Consider the following 20,002-nt stretch of genomic DNA (forward strand, 5'->3'; position numbering starts at 1 on the left):
CGCCGCTCAGCGCCCCAGCATCACGCCCACGGACGACGCCTGTGTGACCACTGCCTCCCAGCCGCCGAAGACGACTACGAGCAGGGTGGCCAGAGGGAGAACCATGGCCGTCGCCACCAAGGGGTGGCGCCGACCGGACCGGCTGGGCCCGAACGCGGCGGTGTACGCCCTGCGTCCCTGTGCGCGGATCATGGTCCGCGATGCCGTGTCAGCCATGGTCCCTCTCCTGACCGTTCTGTTGAAAAGCTTCCGGTGTGCGACCTCCGACGAGGTCGGACGTCCGATATCTGGCAGCGGCGGGTGTCTGACCTCGGGGGACGAGTGCTGCCACCCGCCGCTTGACAACAAATCTAGGCGGGAGGGGCGTGCGGGTCGTCATGCCCTCGTACCTATTGCCGGGCCTCCCGGAGGATGAGCGGTGACCTGCGGAGTACTCCCCTGGGTGGAGAAGAGGTCCTAGGTCTCGGGGGTTTCCCGGAGGGGGCGTCCGGTCTGTTCCGAGCTGTCCTCCCTCGGGACCGGTTGTTCGACGAGTGCGAGCACCCGGGTGGCCATGAAGCGGGCCGTGCGGACGACTGATCCACTCCTGGTGACTTCGCTCACTTCGACCACCCCTCTGCGGACCGCCGTCTCCACCCGACGGCCCGCCCGGCTGGCCACCACCTCGTACGTACGGGTCGTGTCCCCCGCGTCGACCACTATCTCCACGCGATCACCCTTCACGGGCCCAATCCCCCTTCTGCGAGCGATGGTTGGGAATCCGCGCAGCTCAACGCCGCCGCGGTCCCCCGTCCCCTGACCACCTCTCAAGTTTCCCACCCGGCACTGACAATCGGTCGGGCCGCGAGGGCGCGGCCTCTGCACGCACCCGGCCGCGGAAACGTAAGCTGTGGCTCGTCAAACGGACCGGGCAGCGGGGATGGACATGGCGATGATGCGCCTGAGGCGCGAGGACCCGCGTGTCGTCGGCTCGTTCAGGCTTCACCGACGGCTCGGCGCGGGCGGGATGGGCGTTGTCTATCTGGGCTCCGACAGGCGGGGCCAGCGGGTCGCGCTGAAGGTGATCCGGCCCGACCTCGCGGAGGACCAGGAGTTCAGGTCGCGCTTCGCCCGCGAGGTGTCGGCGGCGCGGCGGATCAGGGGCGGGTGCACCGCGCGGCTCGTCGCCGCGGATCTGGAGGCCGAGCGGCCCTGGTTCGCGACGCAGTACGTTCCCGGGCCCTCGCTGCACGACAAGGTCGCCGAGGACGGGCCGCTCTTCGCGTCCGAGGTCGCGGCCGTCGGCGCCGCCCTCTCCGAGGGGCTCGTCGCCGTGCACGAGGCCGGTGTCGTCCACCGGGACCTCAAGCCGTCGAACATCCTGCTGTCCCCGAAGGGGCCGCGCATCATCGACTTCGGTATCGCCTGGGCGACCGGGGCGAGCACGCTCACGCACGTGGGTACGGCCGTGGGGTCGCCCGGGTTCCTCGCGCCGGAGCAGGTGCGGGGGGCGGCGGTCACACCGGCCACGGATGTCTTCGCGCTCGGCGCGACGCTGGCGTACGCCGCGACGCAGGATTCGCCCTTCGGGCATGGCAGTTCCGAAGTGATGCTCTACCGGGTGGTGCACGAGGAGCCGCAACTGCACGGCGTGCCCGACGCGCTGGCCCCTCTCGTGCGTGCCTGTCTGGCCAAGGATCCCGAGGAGCGGCCCAGCACGCTGCAGTTGTCGTTGCGGCTGAAGGAGATCGCGGCGCGGGAGGCGCAGGGCATGGGCGAGGCCCGGCCGCCCGCTCCCCGTGCGGCGGAGGCCGACCGGCCCACCGGGCGGCTCGCCGACGATTACGACGACTATCCGGAGCAGCGGACGCAGCGGCGTACGCAGGGGTCTTCCGGGTCGCGTGGCGGTTCGTCGTCGCGGTCGGGGGCACGGCCGCCGGCTCCCTCGCGGGGTGGTTCGGCGCGGTCCGGGTCCGGCTCCGGCTCTGGTTCCGGGAGCAGGACCGGGCAGTCCGGGAGCCGGGCCGGGCAGGCCGGTGGGCGGAACGGGGCGCCGCGGAGTGGGGCCGGTCGGGGTGGGCCAAGGACCGGGCCCCGGACCACCGGGACCGGGCGGCGGCCGGCGAATCCCCGGCTGTTGCGGCAGCGGCTGTTCGTTTTTGTGGTGGTGACGTTGCTCGTGGCGTTGGCCATTGCTGCGGCGCAGGGGTGTCAGGGGCCTGCTCGGGGGCTTGAGCGGGCTCCCTCGGGCGGGGGCGCGTGGCAGGAACAGGCGTTCCAGCGGGGTGGGGTCGGACTCGGCGGGTAGGTGTTCTTCGTCGGGTGCGGGTGTGTTGTGGCTTGTCGCGCCGTTCCCCGCGCCCCCTGCGGGGCGGGTGGGCGTTGGTCGTCGTCCGCGGGTGCGTCGTGGCTGAGCGCGCCGTTCCCCGCGCCCCTTACGGGGCCATCTGTCGCCCGGCGTCATATCCGGCACCCAGATCTTGTTCGTCCAGTGCGGGTGCGTGGTGGCTGGTCGCGCCGTTCCCCGCGCCCCCTACGGGGCGCCCCTGTCGGGGCGGTCCAGGCAGCGGGGCGTTCGGGTTACGGGGTCGGTCTGCCCGTTGCTACCGCGTAGAACGCCACCGCCGCTGCCGCTCCTACGTTCAGGGAGTCGACTCCGTGGGCCATGGGGATGCGGACCCATTCGTCCGCTGCCACCAGGGCCTGGGTGGAGAGGCCGTCGCCCTCCGCGCCGAGCATCAGGGCGACCCGGTCCATGCGGTGCGGGGCCACCTCGTCGAGGGTCTTGGCCTTTTCGTCCGGGGTGAGTGCGAGGAGGCCGAAGCCCGCCTCGCGGACCGAGTCGAGACCCTTGGGCCAGGAGTCGAGGCGTGCGTACGGCACGGCGAAGACCGCGCCCATGGAGACCTTCACCGAACGCCGGTACAGCGGGTCCGCGCAGTCCGGTGAGAGCAGGACCGCGTCCATCCCGAGGGCGGCGGCCGAGCGGAAGATCGCGCCGATGTTGGTGTGGTCGTTGACCGACTCCATGACGACGACCCGGCGGGCCGTGCGGAGCAGTTCGTCGGGGGTCGGCAGCGGTTTGCGCTGCATGGAGGCGAGCGCGCCGCGGTGCACGTGGTAGCCGGTGACCTGTTCGGCGAGGTCGGGGCTGACCGCGTACACCGGCGCCGGGAGTTCGTCGATGACGTCGCGCATGACGTCGACCCACTTGGCGGACAGCAGCATCGAGCGCATCTCGTAGCCGGCGTCCTTGGCCCTTCTGATGACCTTCTCGCCCTCGGCGATGAACAGGCCCTCGGCCGGTTCGCGCTTGCGGCGCAGCTCCACGTCGGTCAGGCCTGTGTAGTCACGCAGGCGCGGGTCGGCTGGGTCCTCAACGGTGATGAGATCGGCCACAGGGTGATACTGCCTTGTCCTGGGTGCGGTGCCAACGGCTTGGAACGGGTTGTGTTACCCGGGGTTACTCAGATGTCCCGTCGGAGGTCCCGTCGGACGTCTCGAACGAGCCGTCCGCCCCCACGGTCACGACCTCCCCGATGACGATGACCGCCGGCGGCCGTACCTCCTCGGCCCGGACGGTCTCGCCGACCGTCGCCAGGGTCGCGTCGACGCGGCGCTGCGCCGCGGTCGTGCCCTCCTGGACGAGTGCCACGGGGGTGCCGGGCGCCTTGCCGTTCTCGATGAGGGTACGGGCGATCGCGCCGATCTTGTCCACGCCCATCAGGACGACCAGGGTGCCGCGGAGCTTGGCGAGCGCCGCCCAGTCGACCAGGGAGCGTTCGTCCTCGGGGGCCACATGACCACTCACAACCGTGAACTCGTGGGCGACTCCGCGGTGCGTGACCGGGATGCCCGCCGCGCCCGGCACGGAGATCGAACTGGAGATGCCCGGGACGACCGTGCAGGAGATGCCCGCCTCGGCCAGCGCCTGGGCCTCCTCCATGCCGCGGCCGAAGACGAAGGGGTCGCCGCCCTTGAGCCGTACCACCGACTTGCCCTGCAGGGCGTGCTCGATGAGCGCGTTGTTGATGGCCTCCTGGGCCATGAAGCGCCCGTACGGGATCTTCGCCGCGTCGATCACCTCGACGTGCGGCGGAAGTTCGGCGAGCAGGTCGCGCGGGCCGAGGCGGTCGGCGATGACCACGTCCGCCTCGGCGAGGAGACGGCGGCCGCGGACCGTGATCAGGTCCGGGTCGCCGGGTCCGCCGCCGACCAGGGAGACGCCGGGCGTGCGGGTGCGGTGGTGGGGTGCCACGAGGGTGCCGTCGCGCAGCCCTTCGACCACCGCGTCGCGGATGGCCGCGGTGTGGCGGGGGTCGCGGCCCTTGGCGTCCGTGGTCAGGACGGCCACCGTGACGCCCTCGCTGTGGCCCGTCGCCGGGGTCCAGGCGGTGGCCTCGTCGGCGTCGTCCGCGCGGACGCACCACACGCGGCGGGCCTCGGCCTCGGCGGAGGCCTCGGCGTTCGCCGCGGAGTCGGGGGTGGCGATCAGGACGTACCAGGATTCGGCGAGGTCGCCCGACTCGTACCGGCGCCTGGTCCAGGTCAGTTCGCCGGCGTCCGCCATCGCCTCGACCGAGGGGGTCGCGGACGGGGACACGAGCTGGATGTCCGCGCCCGCCGCGATGAGGGCCGGGAGGCGGCGCTGGGCCACCTGGCCGCCGCCGAGGACCACGACACGGCGGCCGGCGAGGCGGAGGCCTACGGGGTAGGCGGGGTTTTCGGCCATGGAGGTGCGGCTCCTCATGCGGGGGTGATGCGGGGGCGCGCTGCGGCGGTGGAGCGGGCCTGACGTGCGGATTTTATGGGGCCGGGTGGTGGGGGCTCGGGGCGGGTGGGGGTTCTTTCCCCTGGCCCGCCCCTTCCCGAAACCGGGGGCTCCTCCCCCGGGCCCCCTGCATGTGCGGGTCGGTTCGTGTTCGTGCCCACCCGTTCCGCCGTGCGGAACGCCTGCCCACGAACACGAACGCCTACTTCTCCGTGACACCCGCCGAGTCGAACGTCGCCACCTCGTGCATCGCCCTGGCCGCGCTCTGGACCACCGGGAGGGCCAGGAGGGCGCCCGTGCCCTCGCCGAGGCGGAGGTCGAGGTCCACCAGGGGGCGCAGGCCCAGCTTGTTGAGGGCGGCCACGTGGCCGGGCTCGGCGCTGCGGTGGCCGGCGATGCAGGCCGCGAGCACCTCGGGGGCGATCGCGCGGGCCACCAGTGCGGCGGCACCGGCGCTGACACCGTCCAGGATCACCGGCGTTCGCAGGGACGCGCCGCCGAGGAGGAGGCCCACCATCGCGGCGTGCTCCAGACCGCCGATGGCAGCCAGGACGCCGATCGGGTCGGCCGGGTCCGGCTGGTGGAGTTCCAGGGCGCGGCGGACGACCTCGGTCTTGCGGGCCAGGGTCTCGTCGTTGATGCCGGTGCCGCGGCCGGTGACCTCGGCCGGGTCGCTGCCGGTGTAGACGGAGATCAGGGCGGCGGACGCCGTGGTGTTGGCGATGCCCATCTCGCCCGTGATCAGTGCCTTGTTCCCGGCCGCCACCAGGTCGCGGGCGGTCTCGATGCCCACCTCGATGGCCGACCTGACCTCCTCGCGGGTCAGCGCGGGACCGGTCGTCATGTCGGCCGTGCCCGCCCGGACCTTGCGCGGCAGCAGGCCGGGCGTCGCGGGCAGGTCGGAGGCCACGCCCACGTCGACGACGCAGACCTCGGCGCCGACCTGGGCGGCGAAGGCGTTGCAGACCGCGCCGCCGCCGAGGATGTTGGCCACCATCTGGCCCGTGACCTCCTGCGGCCACGGGGTGACGCCCTGGGCGTGTACGCCGTGGTCGCCCGCGAAGATCGCGACGGCGGCCGGTTCCGGGATGGGCGGCGGGCACATCCGGGAGAGCCCGGAGAGCTGCGCGGAGATGATCTCCAGCATGCCGAGGGCCCCGGCCGGCTTGGTCATGCGCTTCTGGCGCTCCCAGGCCTCGCCGAGCGCCTTGGCGTCCAGCGGCCGGATGTTGGTGATGGTCTCGGCGAGCAGGTCGTGCGGCTCCTCGCCGGGCAGGGCGCGCCGGCCGTACGTCTCCTCGTGGACCACCCAGGACAGCGGGCGGCGCTTGGACCAGCCCGACTGCATCAGCTCGGGCTCGTCCGGGAACTCGTCGACGTATCCGACGCAGAGGTAGGCGACGACCTCAAGGTGCTCGGGCAGGCCGAGGCCGCGGACCATCTCGCGCTCGTCGAAGAAGCTGACCCAGCCCACGCCGAGGCCCTCGGCACGGGCCGCGAGCCACAGGTTCTCGACGGCGAGCGCCGAGGAGTACGGGGCCATCTGCGGCTGGGTGTGGCGGCCCAGCGTGTGGCGGCCGCCCCGGGTCGGGTCGGCGGTGACGACGATGTTCACCGGGGTGTCGAGGATGGCCTCGATCTTCAGTTCCTTGAACTGCTTCGCGCGGCCCTTGGGGAGCGACTTGGCGTACGCCTCCCGCTGGCGCGCGGCCAATTCGTGCATCGAACGCCGGGTCTCCGCCGAGCGGATGACGACGAAGTCCCAGGGCTGCGAGTGGCCGACGGAGGGCGCCGTGTGGGCCGCCTCCAGGACGCGGAGCAGCACGTCGTGCGGGATGGGGTCGCTGCGAAAGCCGTTGCGGATGTCGCGGCGCTCGCGCATCACGCGCAGGACGGCCTCGCGCTCGGCGTCGTCGTAGCCGGGCGCGGCCGGGCCGGTGGACTCATGTGTCTGGGCCACGACGGCCGTGCTCTCTTCCTGGTCGGCGGCCCGGGTGTCCAGGTCTTCCGCCTGCTGTGCGACTACGGGTTCGGGGCTGTCGTCCGCGGCCCCGGGCACGGGGAGCGTGCCGGTCTCGGGGGTCGGCACGGGCTCCCGGGGGGCCGGCAGGACGAGGATCGGCTCGTCGTCCGGCTCGTCCTCGGACGCGGTGTCGGGCCCTGCCGCGGGCACCGGCGCGAGTGCCGGTTCCGGGGCGGGTTCGGCCACGGGCTTCGGCGCGGGCTCCGGCGTGAGCTGCTCGGCGGGCGCCGCGGGCGGGGCCGTCGCCTCTTCGGCGGTCCGCTCGGCCGGCTCCTCGGGGAGGGGCGCCACCGTCATGCCGTGCGGCGGGGTGGGGGCCAGGTGCGGGGTGGTCGGGACCGTGCCCTCGACCGGAACGAACTGTCCGACCTGGGCGGCCGGGACGGCCTGGTCGATCTCTCCGGCCTGTCCGATCTCTCCGGCCTCGGCGGCCTGGTCGGCTGGCTGCTCCGGCGCCGACTGGAGGTCGCCCTGGAGCAGTGCCCCCTCGCCCCGCGAGTCGTCCCCGAGGGCCTGGTCGGCGGGTGCCGTGGGTGCCTCGGGGTGCGCGGTGAGGTCGGGGAGCGCCTGCTGTGCCGTTCCGGGAGCACCGACGCCCGGGTCGGCGCCGACCACGGGCTCTCCGGCCTCCGCGGGCACCCCGGGCTCGCCGGGCGCGGCGAACTCCCGGGCCCCGGCGGCGTCCTGGTCCTGGACAGCCTCGGCGACGACGGGCTCGGCCTCGCCCGGCTGCGGCTGCGGCTCCTGGACGACGGCCTGCGGGCCCGCCTCCGCGAAGGGGACGGCCGTGTCCTGGGCCTGCGGGACCGGTGCCGCGTGCTCGGGGTGCTGCGTCACGTCGTCGGCCGCGGGGCCGGCGGGGGCCTCGGCCGCGTACGGTCCGGCCTCCTCGTCCGAGGGGTGGGCGAAGTGGACGGCGGCGGGTGCGGCCGGGAAGGGCGCGGGCTGCGGGGCCTGCGGGAAGTCGGGGAGCGCCTGGGCGTACTCGGGTCCGTGGCCCTCTTCCGGAGCCTGCGGGAACAGCGAACCGTCGGCGAGCTGCGGGGCCTGCGCGTAGTCCTGCACCAGGACCGGCTCCGGGAACTGGACGGCTTCCGGCGCCGGAACGGCTTCCGCGGGCTGTGCGACGCCGGTCGGCTGGTCAGGGACCGGAGGCTGGACCGGTTCCGGCTGCGGAGGCTCGTACGCCTCCTCGGCGGCCTGTTCAGGAACCTGGGGGGTCTCCGGAACCGGCGCGGCGGCCACTGCCGGATCGTGCGCACCGGCCTCGGCGGGCTCCACGACGGACGGTGCGGGCGGCGCCTCGTGCACCGGGTCGGCGCCCGAGGCATCCTGCGCCTGGACCTGCGGGACCTCGGGCGCCGGCTCCGCCACCGGAGCCTCGACGGCCTGCTCCTGCGGAGCGGGAGCCTCCTGGCCCCCGGCGAGCGACGGCCCGGCCCCCACGTCCGGCGTCTGCGCGTCGGGCGCCTGGGCGACCGGCGCGATCCCGGCGGTCACCGGGGCGCCCGCGTACGCCCCCGCGCCCTCCGGCAAGACCGTTTCTGCAGGCGTCCCCTCGGAAACGACCTGTGCCACCGGCGGCGCGACCTGGACCTGAGCCCGGGCGCCCCAGGGAGACGCGCCCTGCAGGGCGATCTCGTCACGCGGCGCGTCGAGGTACTCGGGACCGGCCACGACCGGAGCGGCCTGCCGTACGGGGAACGCGGCGGCACGGGCCCCCGCCGGACCGCGGTCGGCGAGCGAACGCACCGGGCTGCCCGCGCCGTCCGGGGTCGGCGGGCCGAGGTGCAGCGGGCGGCGGGCGACGGGCGGCTGCGGCGCGGAGGACGACATCCGGACGGCACTGAGGTCGACCGAACCGCTGTCACGGCCCGACGTCTCGTGCGGACCCGGCTCGTGGACGGCCTCGACGACCGGCGCCGGGGTCGGCGGGGCCACTTCGTTGCCCCACGCACCCTGGGCGCCCGGCAGCAGCAGGTCTTCGTCTTCGGCGGTGGGCTCGGAGAGGTAGGTGTACGCACCGGGGGCGGGGACGCCCGGCTGCTCCACCATGCCTGCGTTCTCCGGCAGTCCCTCGCCCGGGACCTGGCCGGTGTCGGTCATGCGTACCCCTCGCCCATCGGTTTAGTGCTCCTACGACCTGCTCGTCCGGGGCGGCGCACCGACCGCCCGTCATGAGAACGAGCACACGGGCCGGGCGGCACGAACGACCGGTCGACAAAGCCATTAACTGGCATTGTCGCGGTCGGCCCGCCACCGCGACAGGGTGATCCGTCACGGCCCGCTGTGGACTGCGCCACTTTGCGCGTCCTCCGGTTCTGCCGTACCACACGCCCCTCAAAATGGGTGCGTTTCGCGGGCATTGACCGGCGAAATACCGGACAACCCGATTGCAGTACAACGATCGGCCAGCCTACCGCGCGCAGTACGACAACAGGATCACAGGACGACGATCAGCCAGCGCCTCGAAGGGGCGCGGGGCTGTGACATTGTGCGGCTCCGCCGCGGGGCGCGGCCGGCCACGACGTACCGGCAGACGACTCCCCGGCGGAGCTACGGCCGGCGTTCCAGCTCCCCCGAGAGCAGGAACACCACACTCCGCTCCTTCTCCGTCCACGCGCGGGTGTCCAGTTCGACGGACTGCAGAAGGGCGCACTCGACCCGGTAACCGTGCTCGGTCAGGTCGCGGCCGATGAGTTCGGCGGCGTCGCGGGTGGAGGCGTGCGTGACGATCCGCTCGGGGCGCCGGTCGGCGACGGCGGAGACCACCGCGGCGCCGCCGCCCCCGACACGCACGACGTCCGGCTCGGGGAGGTTCTCCAGGATGTGCGGGGCGGTGCCGTGCGTGATCTGGAGCTGGACGCCGAACCGGCGGGCGGTGGCCATCGTGCGGGCGCAGGCGTCCGCGTCGCGGTCGACGGCGATGACGGCGGCGCCGCAGCGCGCGGCCTCCGTGGCGAAGGCGCCGCTGCCCGAGCCGATGTCCCAGACGAGGTCGCCGGTCCGCGGCCCGAGGCGGGCGAGTTGGGCGGCGCGCAGGATCTCGGTCTCGCCCTCCCCCAGTTCGTCGCCGTACGTCTCGTCGGGCAGCGCCCAGCCGCGCGGGCCGGTGCCCGGGTCGCGGCCGGCGATCCAGCCGCCGCCCTCGGAGGAGGTGACCGGGCCGCCCATGACGATGACGACGTTCGGGTCGCGCCAGGTGTGGTCGGCGACCTTGTCGGAGGTGAGCATCGTGACGCGCTCGCGCTCGGTGCCGAGCTCCTCGCAGATGACGAAGGTGCGGTGGACCCCTTCGAGGAGCAGTCCGAGTTCGGCGGGTCCGGCGCCGGGCGAGGTGAGGACGGCGACCTTGGTGTGGGCGCGGCACATATTCACCGCGCGTCGCAGGGTCCGCCTGTGTGCGACGACCACCTGTGCGTCGTCCCAGGGCATCCCGGCGCGGGCGAAGGCGGCGGCCACGGACGAAACCGCGGGGACGACCTCGACCTCCAGGCCGAACTCGGGGTCGCGCAGGGTGCGTACGACTCCGAAGAAGCCGGGGTCGCCGTCGGCGAGGACGACGGCCGTGCCGCGGTGGGCGGTGATGCGGCGGGCCGCGAGGGCGACGCTGCCGAGCCGGATGCGTTCGGCGCCCCGGGGCACCTCGGGGAGGGCCAGGTGCTGTGCCGCGCCCGCCACGAGTGTGGCGGCGCCGAGAGCCGAGCGCGCCGCGTCCGTCAGCGGCGAACCGTCGCACCCGATCACCGTGACCCGGTCGGCCATCGTTGTCAGTCTCCTGGAGTCATCGCAGGTCGTCGGATGGGCGGCGGGCCGCCGGGCAGGCGCCCGGAGCCCCGTGAGCGTACCTCGTGACGTCCGGGGGTGTCGGTGGGGGTCTCCGCGGCGGTCTCGGAGGGGGTGCTGGCCGAGGCCGGGGCCGCTTCCGGTTCAGTTCCAGTCGGAGTACGCGGTGAAACCACCGGTGTCGGCGAGTTGCTCGGCGATGCCCTCGATGTCCTCGGGAAGCAGGCCCCACACGATGAAGTCGGTGCGCAGGTCCTCCCAGCGCCCGTCCTCGGTGCGGGTGCGCGCTATGCAGGCGCCCCGCAGGACTCCCTCGCTGATGCAGCCGATCTTCTGTGCGACCTGCTGGGAGGCGGTGTTGTCCGCCGCCGTGCGCAGTTCGATCCGCTCGAACTTCTGGTCGTTGAAGAGCCACTGGGCGGTGGCGAGCGCCGCCTCGGAGGCGTAGCCCTCGCCACGGGCCCAGGGGGCGGTGATGTACGAGAGCTCCGTGGAGCGGACATGCCAATTCGTGTGTGTGAGCTGGATGATCCCGACCAGACGCTGGGTCAGGAACTCCGTCACGACGAGGTCGAGTCCGCGGCCCGAGGTGCGCTCGGCGGGCGCGTACTCGTCGATCCACCTGCGGGCGGCGGCCTCGGTGAAGGGCTGTGGCACGGACGTCCAGGCCGCGACCTGTTCGTCGTTCATCATCTCCGTGAAGGCCGGGATGTCCTCGTCCTCAAGAGGGCGCAGCACCAACCGCTCCGTGTTCAGGGAGATGTCGGGGAAGGTGTTCGTCATGCGCCGCTCCGTAACCATCAGGGACCGTCGGGCCTGCTGAACTGCCCAGCATGCAGCATGCAGGCACCGAACTGCACCACGGAGTCGGCTCCTTGTCGACGAGTCGACACCGTGGCACGGCCGGAACGGCCCGGGGACGGCCGGGGTTTCGGCATCACCCGGAAGTGACGGGTAGCACCGATCCCTTGTACTTGTCCTGGATGAACTTCCGCACCTCGTCGGAGGTCAGGAGCTCGGCGAGCTTCTCGACGCGCGGGTCGTCCTCGTTGCCCTTCTTCACGGCGAGGAGGTTCGCGTACGGGTTGTTCTTCGCGGACTCCAGCAGGATGGCGTCGTCGGCCGGGCTGAGGCCCGCGTCCTGGGCGTAGTTGTTGTTGATGACCGCGGCGGCCACGTCGTCCAGGGAGCGCGGCAGCTGCGCCGGTTCGAGCTCCTTGAACTTCAGGTTCTTCGGGTTCTTCACGATGTCGCCCGGGGACGCGGTCGTACCGGCCCCCGCCTTGAGCGTGATGACGCCCTCGGAGGCGAGGAGTTTCAGGGCGCGGCCCTCGTTGGTGATGTCGCTGGGCACCGCGACGGTGACTCCGTCGGGGAGGTCGGCGACGTCCTGGACCTTCTTCGAGTACACGCCCATGGGCGGCAGGTACGCGTCCACGACCGGGACCAGGTCGGTGCCCTTGGACTTGTTGAAGTCGTCCAGGAACGGCTCGTTCTGGTACAGGTTCGCGTCGAGGGAGCCCTCCTGGAGCGCGGTGTTCGGCAGGACGTAGTCCGTGAACTCCTTGATCTCCAGGTCGAGTCCGTTCTTCGCGGCGAGGTCCTTCTCGATGTACGCGAGGACCTCGCCGGCCGGGACCGCGGTGGCGCCGACGATCAGCGCGCCGCCGTCACCTCCGCCGCCGGAGCCCTCGTCCTTCGACCCGCAGGCGGTCAGGGTCAGGCCGAGGGCCAGTGCGGCGACGGCCGCGGAGATGACGGGCTTGCGCATCGTCGGCGCCTTCCTCAGGTGGTTCGGTGGTCCGGGTGGCCCGGACGGTGCGGAGCGGTCGGTCAGAAGGACGCGATGACGGAACCGGCGTACTTGTCCTCGATGAACTTCTTGACCTCGGCGGAGGTCAGCAGCTTGGCGAGCTTCTTGACGCGCGGGTCGTCCTCGTTGCCCTCCTTGACGGCGAGGAAGTTGCCGTACGGGTTGTCGTCGGCGGACTCCAGCACGAGGGCGTCCTCGGAGGGCTTGAGGTCGGACTCGATGGCGTAGTTGCCGTTGATGACCGCCGCGTCGACGTCGTCCAGGGAGCGCGGGGTCTGGGCCGCCTCCAGCTCCTTGAACTTGAGGTTCTTCGGGTTCTTCGCGATGTCCTTGGGGGTCGCGTCGTTGCCCGCGCCGTCCTTGAGCGTGATGATCCCGTTGGCGTCGAGGAGCTTGAGCGCCCGCGCCTCGTTGACCGTGTCGTTCGGGACGGCGACGGTCGCGCCGCTCTTCAGCTCGTCGGCCTTCTTGATCTTGTTGGAGTAGAGGCCGAGCGGCTCCAGGTGGACCGTGACGACGGGCACGATGTGGGTGCCGTTCTTCTTGTTGAAGTCGTCGAGGTAGGGCTGGTTCTGGAAGTAGTTGGCGCCGACCGAGCCGTCCTCGGTCGCGGTGTTCGGCAGGACGTAGTCCGTGAACTCCTTGACCTGGAGGTCGAGTCCCGCGTCCTTCGCGAGGTTGTCCTTCACGTAGTTCAGGATCTCGGCGTGGGGCACGGGGCTGGCGGCCACGATCAGCGGCCCGCTCGTGTCGGAGGCGTCGTCCTTGTCCGAGCCGCAGGCCGTGAGGCCCAGGGTGAGGGCTCCGGCGGCGAGGACGGCGGTGGTGAGCTTTACGGCGTTACGCACGAAAAGTGCCTTTCCATTTGGGCTGGGTGACCCCGCGAAGGGTGTGCGGGGACGTCTGCGGGTGTGGGTGGGGACGCGTACGGGTGTGTGCCGTACGCGGTGATGTGGCTGTGCGGAGGTCTCCGGGCCTCGGAGGTCCCCCGGAGGTCCGGAGGCTTCGGGTTCTCAGGCGACCTTGTGCACGTCGGCCGCGGGCGTGTCGGCGGAGGTGCCCGCGTCCGCGGGACCGGAGCCGGAGTCGGAGTCGGCCTCGGTGCCGGTGCCATCGGTCGCCCGGGAACCGGAGTTCACCGCGGCCCTGCTCCTCAGCAGCCTGAGCCGCGGCTCGGCACCGGACCGGCCGCCGCGCCGGTGCAGCCCCCGCGCGGCGTAGTCGCCGACGAACTGGATGAGGGAGATGACCACGGCGAGAACCGCCACGGTGATCCACATCAGTTCGGTCTCGAAGCGCTGGTAGCCGTAGCGGATGGCGATGTCTCCGAGGCCGCCCGCGCCGACGGTGCCAGCCATCGCGGAGTAGCCGATGAGGGCGACGATCGTCGTGGTGGTGCTGGAGATCAGCGACGGGAGCGACTCGGGGACGAGCACCTTGCGCACGACGGTCCAGGTGTTGCCGCCCATCGACTGCACGGCCTCGACGAGCCCGCCGTCCACTTCGCGGACAGCCGTCTCGACCAGGCGCGCGAAGAACGGGATCGCACCGATCGCGAGCGGCACGATGGCGGCCTCACGGCCGATCGTGGTGCCGGTGATCGACCGGGTGAAGCCCATCAGCGCGACCATCAGGATGATGAACGGCATCGAGCGGGCGATGTTCACGACCTGCCCGATGACCTTGTTCAGCACGGTGTTCTGCAGCAGGCCGCCCCGGTCGGTGAGGACCAGCAGGATGCCCAGCGGCAGACCGCCGACGACGGCGATGACCGTCGACCAGCCGACCATGTAGAGGGTGTCCCAACACGCCTGCTCCAGCAGCGGCTGCATCTCGGACCAGGTCACTTGGCACCTTCCTTCACCAGCGCGGACGCCAGGGCCGCTTCTCCGACGAGCTCGATCTGCAGTCCCTGCTCGCGCAGGAAGCCGATCGGCACGACGTTGTCCTCGTACCGCCCGGGGAGTTCGATGCGCATCCGGCCGACCTGCCGGCCCGCGACGGTGTCCATCGCGGCGCCGAGGATCGAGATGTCGATGTTGTACGTGCGCGAGAGCTGCGAGATGACCGGCCGGGTCGCGGCGTCGCCGTGGAAGGTGACGTCGATGACCGTGCGGTCGTCGCCCGAGGCGTCGCCGCTGACCGGGAAGAGCGCGGCGGCCAGTTCGGAGCCCGGGGTGGCGAGCAGCTCGGTGACGGTGCCGGACTCGACGATCTGCCCGTTCTCCATGAGCGCGGCCGAGTCGCAGACGGTCTTGACGACGTCCATCTCGTGCGTGATGAGCAGGACGGTCAGACCCAGCTGGCGGTTCAGGTCGCGCAGCAGGTGGAGGATGGAGCGGGTCGTCTCGGGGTCCAGGGCGCTGGTCGCCTCGTCCGACAGGAGCACCTTGGGGTCCCCCGCCAGGGCGCGGGCGATGCCGACGCGCTGCTTCTGGCCGCCGGAGAGCTGGGCCGGGTAGGACTTGGCCTTGTCGGTGAGACCGACCAGGTCGAGCAGTTCCAGCGCCTTGCGGGACCGCTCCTTGCCCGACTTTCCGAGGATCTCCAGCGGCAGCTCGACGTTGTCCTGGACGGTCCGCGTCGACAGCAGGTTGAAGTGCTGGAAGACCATGCCGATACGGCTGCGCGCCTGCCGCAGTTCCCTGCCCGCGCGCGGGCCGCGCCCGGCGAGGGCCGTGAGGTCCTGTCCGGCGACGCTCACGGTGCCGGCGGTGGGGCGTTCCAGCAGGTTGACGCAGCGGATGAGGGAGGACTTGCCGGCGCCGGACTGTCCGATGACGCCGTACACCTCGCCTTCGCGGACATGCAGATCGACGCCGTCCAGGGCGGTGACCTCTCGGCCGCGCGAGCGGTAGACCTTGGTCAGGCCTGTTGTCGTGATCACTGGGGTTTCCATCACTGTCGAGTGCGGGGCGTGGGTGTGCGCCGGGCACGGGTGCATTCCGGTCGAACGCGGCACGGTCGTTCACGCGGTGGCGTGGGGAACCGGGCTTCGGCAGAACTGCGTGCGCGGGGCAGGCTCAGTCGCGTACGAAAAGGGCGTACGGGCAGACGTGAGCGGACTCGCTTCGGGGCGCGAGGCTGGGGGCGGTGCGGGGGCCCTCTAGAAGGCGCACATTCGACACATACAGCGAGCACCGGGCGTCATGGTCGCCTCGGTCGCAAGGATGCGGCTGCTCGTCGTGGTCATGAGAAAAGTAAAGCAGATCTTTGCGCGGTACAGGGAACCGCTGTCCGCATCACGGACAGCGGTGGACACCTCTCGGACGCCTCTCAGTGCCTGACGGAGAGCTCCACTCCCTCGTCGGTGACCAGTGCTGACACGGCCGAGAGGTCCTCGACCACGACATCCGCGGTCAGCTCGTCGGCGCGGTGCGTTGTGGTCAATGCCACGGTGGTCATGCCGGCCGCGCGGCCCGACTGGAGACCCGCGGGCGCGTCCTCGAAGACGACACAGCGGGCCGGGTCCACGCCGAGCCGCCGGGCGGCGAGCAGGAACGGCTCGGGGTCGGGCTTGCCGCGCGTGATGTCGTCGGCGGCGACCAGGTTCTTCGGGCGGATGCCGACCTCGGCGAGACGGGCCTCGCCCAGCCGCCGGGTGGCGGAGGTGACGACGGCCCAGCGGTCGGCGGGCAGCGAGTCGAGGAGTGCCTTCGTCCCGGGCAGCAGGTGCACGCCGCCCGGGACGTCCTCCACCTCCAGCTGCTCGATGCGCACGACGGCCTCGGGAACCCTGGCGGCGGGCAGCAGGTCGGCGGCTATCTCGACGGCCGGGCGGCCGTGCAGCTCGACCCGGGCGAACTCCTCGGCGGTGATCCCGTACTCCGCGGCCCACCTGCTCCAGCATCGGTACACCGAATCGAGGGACGAGACGAGTGTTCCGTCGTTGTCGAACAGCAGGGCATCGGCTTGGATCTTCATGCCCTCGACCCTACGGGGCACCCCGGGGGCGAGCGCATCAGGCCTTTTGGCCCGTAATAGGGTCGCGGCATGCTTGATGCCCTGACGGTCGCGACGGCCGTCGCCGCGCTCGCGCTCGCCGCCTGGTGCGGCTGGGCCGCCTACCGGGACCAGCCAACCAAGGACTGGCACTTCATCGGCATGGCCGTGGTGACGCTCCTCACCCTCGCCCAGCTGGTGGTCGGCATCGTCCAGCTGGCCCGCGGCGAGAAGCCGGAGCAGGGCACGACGATCTTCGTGTCCTATCTGATCGGCGCCTTCGCGTGCATCCCGGCGGCGGGCTTCATGTCGCTGGCGGAGCGCACCCGCTGGGGTTCGATCACGGTCGCGGCGGGCGGCGTGGTCCTCGCCGTGCTGCAGGTACGGCTCTACGACATCTGGGGAGGCTGAGATGGCGGTGCCCGCCGAGAATCCCGGAGCGCCCGAGGAGCCCGGAACACCCGAGCAGCCCGGGAAGCCCGGCCGCACGCGGCTGATCGGCGGCCCCGGCATGCTGCTGGTCTGGCTGTACGGGGTGATGGTCGTCGGGGCCGTGTCGCGCTCGGTCGTCCAGATCGCGACGGAGTTCGACAAGGCACCGCTCGCCTACTCGCTGTCGGCGGTGGCCGGCCTCGTGTACGGCTTCATCACCTACTCGCTCGTACGCGGCGGCGAGCGGGCGCGCAGGGCGGCGCTGGTGTGCTGCGCCGCCGAACTCGCGGGCGTCCTGATCGTCGGCACCTGGACACTGGCCGACCCCTCCGCCTTCCCCGACGCCACGGTCTGGTCGGACTACGGAATGGGCTATCTGTTCATCCCGGTCCTGCTCCCGATCACGGCGATGTACTGGCTGCGCAAGTCACGCATGGCCCCGTAGGGGCGCGGGGAACTGCGCGCCCGGCCACGACGGACCCGCAGACTCCCACCGGCCGGCAGGCGAAGAACAGCGCTACGCGCTGGCCACGAACGCGCTGGCCCGCACATCCTTCGCCAAGGTCACCAGACTGAGCCGCTCATCGACCCGCTCGGTCGCCACCGGCTCGTACCCGTGCTTCCGGTACAGCCGCAGATTGCGGTCACTGCGATGCCCGGTGAAGAGCTGGAAGCTCTTCGCCCCGGCGTCCGCCGCGAGCCGCGACTCGATCGCGTCGAGCAGCCGACCGCCCAGCCCGTGCCGCTGCATCCGCGGATGCACGATCAGCTTGTCGATCCGGGCCGTGCCATCCGCGCCCACGGAGCCGCGCACCGAGGCCACCACCTCGTCGCCGAGCCGGGCCACCAGGACCGTGCCTTCCGTGAGCTCCGCCTTGAGGGAGTCCAGCGGCTGGGTGAGGGGCTCGATGCTGTAGTCGCCGTACAGCTCGGCCTCGCTCTGGTAGCAGAGGAACTGCAGTTTGAGGATCTGTTCGGCGTCCTGTTCGGTCGCCGCCGAGACGGTCACGCTCATGCCCATGTGTGCATGCCTCCCGCTCACCTGTTCCGCCGGTTGTCCCTCACTCCTATCCCCGCCGTTCATGCGCCGCAACCTCCGATGTGAGCATTCGGCGCAGACAACTCAGACATCTGGAACGATCCGGACCGAGACTGCCCTGTGAGATACCCAACTCCCCTGCGATCTCCCGGTACGTGAGGTCTTTCGGGGACAGCAGAGCCGCCATGAGGCGCGGGCAGCGGCCCGGCAGCCGGCGTACGGCGGAGTGCAGGGCGCGGCGCCGGGCGGCGCTGAGCGCCAGCTGCTCGGGGCCCGGCCGGCTGTCGTCGGCGGGCTCGGACGCGTACGGCCGTTCGAGGTTCGCGGTGCGCCCGGCGCGCCGGGCCTCGGTGCGGACGGCGACGCGCAGCCAGGCGGCGGGATCGGCGGGCGGGCCGTCCGTGCCGAGGCGTTCCAGGAGGCGCACCCAGACGTCCTGTTCCAGGTCGCTGGACTCGGTTCCGGAGGCATATGCCTCGGCGGAGGCCTCGGCGACGAGCAGGGGGCGCAGTGTGTCGAGCATGTCGTGGGTCATATGCGGCACGACGCGGCCGCCCCGGCGCGAGGTTGCCGGGACGGCCGTACGTCACCCGACCGGGTCCGCGGGCGCGGTCGTTGACGACCGGGAGGGCGGACGGATCGGTTCTGGATCAGCTCTCGACCGGTTCCGGGTCAGTTCTTCTTGAGGAAGTCCTCGCGGGCGAGGAGGCCGGTGTCCGGGCTGTCGGTGAAGACGCCGTCGATGCCGGTGGCGAGGTACGTGGCGAACGCGCCGAAGGCGTCACCGTAGGCGTCCGCGTCGGTGCCCTTGCGGAAGTTCGTGGGCAGGAAGGGGTTCTCGTTGCGCATCGTGTACGGGTGCAGAACCAGGCCCTCGGCGTGCGCGTCCCGGACCAGGGTGGTCGGGGTGGTGAGGTTGCCGCTCGCGTCCTTCGGGATGATCAGGTCGAGGGTCGGTCCGATGCCCTGCGCGTAGGAGGCGATCCACTTCAGGCCCGCCGGCTTGACCAGGTCGGCGACCGTACGCGGGTCGCCCGTCTCCACGAAGTCCCAGGGGCGGGTGTTCGCGGCGGACAGGAGCACGGCCAGCGGGTTGTCCACCAGCTTGTCCATGCGCCGGATGCTGGTCGGCTCGAAGGACTGGAGGATGACCGGCGAGTTCTTCTTGTCCAGGCCGTGCCTGCGCAGCACCTTGGCGACCCGCTCCTCCAGGCCGAGGCCCAGCTTGCGGAAGTAGGTGGGGTGCTTCAGCTCGGGGTAGATCCAGACCTGCCGGCCGAGCTTCCTGCTCTGCTCCTCGCGCCAGCGCAGCACCTCTTCGAAGGTGGGGATCTCCCAGCGGCCGTCGTAGAGCGTGTTGTGCGGGCGGTTGGCCGGGACGCGCTCCTTGGCGCGGAGGGTCTTCAGCTCGGCGAGCGTGAAGTCCTCGGTGAACCAGCCGGTCGTGGAGACCCCGTCGAGGAGCTTGGTGGCCTTGCGGTCCGCGAACTCGGGGTGCGCGGCGACGTCCGTCGTACCGCCGATCTCGGGCTCGTGGCGGCAGACGAGGTGGCCGTCCTTGGTCGGCACCAGGTCGCCGGCCTCGATGATGTGCGCGCCCATGTCGAGGGCGAGCTGGTACGAGCCGAGCGTGTGCTCCGGGCGGTAGCCACTGGCTCCGCGGTGTCCGATGATCGTGGGCTTGGGCAGGCTCTTGTAGCCGCCGTTGTGACCGCCGTTCCCGTGCTTCTCGCCGGCTCTCGCCGTACCCGGCAGTCCGAGGACCGCTCCGCCGGCGCCGAGGACCGCGGCCCCGAGCAGTGCGCGCCGGCCCGGGGTGCCCCCGGTACGGCCCTCGTTCGAGTCCTGCGTGTCCTGCGTCCCCTGCGTGCCCATGAGCGCTCCTCCGCATACTGCCCTGCACCTGTCAAAGCGGGACCGATCGTAGGTGGGGCGCGGTGACGGGTGGGAGACCTTGGACGGAACACGTGGGTGACGGTGGGTGTCTTCCTGCCACTGTCCCTGGGGGCTGCGCCCCCAGACTCCCCTGTCGCGCTTGCGCGCTCGTCCTCGAACGCCGGACGGGCCGAAGAGGAGAGGCAGGGACGCGGCAAGCAGAAGTTTGGGGAGCCGTGGGTGGGAACCTGCCCCATGAGGGCTAACTCGTGCGGATTTCGTCACACCGTCTCGTCCGGATGACAGCCGTGTGACACGACGCCACACCAGGTAAACAAGGGT

At 71.8% G+C, this 20,002-nt stretch carries 18 protein-coding genes; 3 read left to right on the plus strand and 15 right to left on the minus strand.

From position 1 onward, the window contains the following. Positions 1–6 precede the first annotated feature (6 nt). Entirely contained in the window at positions 7–216 is a 210-nt protein-coding gene (locus J8N05_RS39945; RefSeq protein ID WP_210891920.1) for a hypothetical protein, read from the minus strand. A 240-nt stretch (positions 217–456) separates the two neighbouring features. Continuing rightward, the gene (locus J8N05_RS39950; protein WP_055511046.1) at positions 457–723 is read right to left on the minus strand and encodes a hypothetical protein; all 267 of its coding nucleotides are present in this window, start codon (positions 721–723) and stop codon (positions 457–459) included. Positions 724–919: 196 nt separating this feature from the next. On the opposite strand from J8N05_RS39950, the gene J8N05_RS39955 reads away from it, so the two are divergent. Beyond that, entirely contained in the window at positions 920–2,287 is a 1,368-nt protein-coding gene (locus J8N05_RS39955; RefSeq protein ID WP_210894161.1) for a serine/threonine-protein kinase, read from the plus strand. A 272-nt stretch (positions 2,288–2,559) separates the two neighbouring features. Here J8N05_RS39955 and J8N05_RS39960 read toward each other — a convergent pair whose 3' ends face one another. The 10 genes from J8N05_RS39960 to J8N05_RS40005 form a co-directional block, all read right to left on the minus strand. Continuing rightward, entirely contained in the window at positions 2,560–3,378 is an 819-nt protein-coding gene (locus J8N05_RS39960) for a TrmH family RNA methyltransferase (protein WP_210891922.1), read from the minus strand. A gap of 64 nt (positions 3,379–3,442) precedes the next feature. Further along, positions 3,443–4,711 carry a uroporphyrinogen-III C-methyltransferase gene (gene cobA, locus J8N05_RS39965; RefSeq protein WP_210891924.1) on the minus strand — a complete coding sequence of 423 codons (1,269 nt, stop codon included), beginning with the start codon at positions 4,709–4,711 and terminating at the stop codon, positions 3,443–3,445. 241 nt (positions 4,712–4,952) lie between these two features. Next, positions 4,953–8,879: a nicotinate-nucleotide--dimethylbenzimidazole phosphoribosyltransferase gene (cobT, locus tag J8N05_RS39970; protein ID WP_210891926.1), complete on the minus strand. Its 3,927-nt coding sequence runs from the start codon at positions 8,877–8,879 to the stop codon at positions 4,953–4,955. Positions 8,880–9,329: 450 nt separating this feature from the next. Further along, on the minus strand, positions 9,330–10,538 hold the full coding sequence (cbiE, locus tag J8N05_RS39975) for a precorrin-6y C5,15-methyltransferase (decarboxylating) subunit CbiE (protein ID WP_210891928.1): 1,209 nt from the start codon (positions 10,536–10,538) through the stop codon (positions 9,330–9,332). A 165-nt stretch (positions 10,539–10,703) separates the two neighbouring features. Then, complete coding sequence (locus J8N05_RS39980) at positions 10,704–11,342, minus strand: GNAT family N-acetyltransferase (RefSeq protein ID WP_210891930.1); 639 nt, start codon at positions 11,340–11,342, stop codon at positions 10,704–10,706. A gap of 154 nt (positions 11,343–11,496) precedes the next feature. Further along, positions 11,497–12,330, minus strand: coding sequence for a MetQ/NlpA family ABC transporter substrate-binding protein (locus tag J8N05_RS39985; protein ID WP_210891932.1), 834 nt, complete (start codon positions 12,328–12,330; stop codon positions 11,497–11,499). 62 nt (positions 12,331–12,392) lie between these two features. After that, positions 12,393–13,220 (minus strand): MetQ/NlpA family ABC transporter substrate-binding protein, encoded by an 828-nt coding sequence (locus J8N05_RS39990; protein ID WP_210891934.1) that lies wholly within the window; start codon positions 13,218–13,220, stop codon positions 12,393–12,395. A gap of 165 nt (positions 13,221–13,385) precedes the next feature. Continuing rightward, complete coding sequence (locus J8N05_RS39995) at positions 13,386–14,219, minus strand: methionine ABC transporter permease (RefSeq protein WP_210891936.1); 834 nt, start codon at positions 14,217–14,219, stop codon at positions 13,386–13,388. Further along, positions 14,216–15,259, minus strand: a complete 1,044-nt coding sequence (locus tag J8N05_RS40000; RefSeq protein ID WP_210891939.1) for a methionine ABC transporter ATP-binding protein — start codon at positions 15,257–15,259, stop codon at positions 14,216–14,218. The genes J8N05_RS39995 and J8N05_RS40000 overlap by 4 nt, the downstream gene beginning before the upstream one ends. A 389-nt stretch (positions 15,260–15,648) precedes the next feature. Then, complete coding sequence (locus J8N05_RS40005; RefSeq protein ID WP_210891940.1) at positions 15,649–16,296, minus strand: HAD family hydrolase; 648 nt, start codon at positions 16,294–16,296, stop codon at positions 15,649–15,651. 69 nt (positions 16,297–16,365) lie between these two features. Between J8N05_RS40005 and J8N05_RS40010 the strand changes: the two genes are divergently transcribed. Beyond that, a complete protein-coding gene (locus tag J8N05_RS40010) occupies positions 16,366–16,725 on the plus strand; it encodes a hypothetical protein (RefSeq protein WP_210891941.1) in 360 nt (119 codons plus the stop codon). A gap of 100 nt (positions 16,726–16,825) precedes the next feature. Beyond that, entirely contained in the window at positions 16,826–17,191 is a 366-nt protein-coding gene (locus J8N05_RS40015) for a hypothetical protein (RefSeq protein ID WP_210894163.1), read from the plus strand. Between the two features lie 72 nt (positions 17,192–17,263). On the opposite strand, the gene J8N05_RS40020 is transcribed toward J8N05_RS40015, so the two are convergent. From J8N05_RS40020 to J8N05_RS40030, 3 genes are all read right to left on the minus strand, one after another. After that, a complete protein-coding gene (locus tag J8N05_RS40020) occupies positions 17,264–17,767 on the minus strand; it encodes a GNAT family N-acetyltransferase (protein ID WP_210891942.1) in 504 nt (167 codons plus the stop codon). A 46-nt stretch (positions 17,768–17,813) separates the two neighbouring features. Next, positions 17,814–18,320, minus strand: a complete 507-nt coding sequence (locus J8N05_RS40025; protein WP_210891943.1) for a sigma-70 family RNA polymerase sigma factor — start codon at positions 18,318–18,320, stop codon at positions 17,814–17,816. Positions 18,321–18,457: 137 nt separating this feature from the next. Then, complete coding sequence (locus J8N05_RS40030; protein ID WP_210891944.1) at positions 18,458–19,660, minus strand: glycerophosphodiester phosphodiesterase; 1,203 nt, start codon at positions 19,658–19,660, stop codon at positions 18,458–18,460. Positions 19,661–20,002: the final 342 nt, after the last annotated feature.

Origin of the sequence: Streptomyces liliiviolaceus (genome assembly GCF_018070025.1) — a bacterium.
Taxonomy (GTDB): domain Bacteria; phylum Actinomycetota; class Actinomycetes; order Streptomycetales; family Streptomycetaceae; genus Streptomyces; species Streptomyces liliiviolaceus.

Coding starts and splice junctions, on each gene's coding strand:
- cobT (WP_210891926.1), bottom strand. CDS start 8,879: ATGACCGACACCGGCCAGGTCCCGGGCGAGGGACTGCCGGAGAACGCA.
- J8N05_RS40010 (WP_210891941.1), top strand. CDS start 16,366: ATGCTTGATGCCCTGACGGTCGCGACGGCCGTCGCCGCGCTCGCGCTC.
- J8N05_RS39945 (WP_210891920.1), bottom strand. CDS start 216: ATGGCTGACACGGCATCGCGGACCATGATCCGCGCACAGGGACGCAGG.
- J8N05_RS40005 (WP_210891940.1), bottom strand. CDS start 16,296: ATGAAGATCCAAGCCGATGCCCTGCTGTTCGACAACGACGGAACACTC.
- J8N05_RS39955 (WP_210894161.1), top strand. CDS start 920: ATGGACATGGCGATGATGCGCCTGAGGCGCGAGGACCCGCGTGTCGTC.
- J8N05_RS39980 (WP_210891930.1), bottom strand. CDS start 11,342: ATGACGAACACCTTCCCCGACATCTCCCTGAACACGGAGCGGTTGGTG.
- J8N05_RS40020 (WP_210891942.1), bottom strand. CDS start 17,767: ATGGGCATGAGCGTGACCGTCTCGGCGGCGACCGAACAGGACGCCGAA.
- cbiE (WP_210891928.1), bottom strand. CDS start 10,538: ATGGCCGACCGGGTCACGGTGATCGGGTGCGACGGTTCGCCGCTGACG.
- J8N05_RS40015 (WP_210894163.1), top strand. CDS start 16,826: ATGCTGCTGGTCTGGCTGTACGGGGTGATGGTCGTCGGGGCCGTGTCG.
- J8N05_RS39985 (WP_210891932.1), bottom strand. CDS start 12,330: ATGCGCAAGCCCGTCATCTCCGCGGCCGTCGCCGCACTGGCCCTCGGC.
- J8N05_RS40030 (WP_210891944.1), bottom strand. CDS start 19,660: ATGGGCACGCAGGGGACGCAGGACACGCAGGACTCGAACGAGGGCCGT.
- J8N05_RS40025 (WP_210891943.1), bottom strand. CDS start 18,320: ATGACCCACGACATGCTCGACACACTGCGCCCCCTGCTCGTCGCCGAG.
- cobA (WP_210891924.1), bottom strand. CDS start 4,711: ATGGCCGAAAACCCCGCCTACCCCGTAGGCCTCCGCCTCGCCGGCCGC.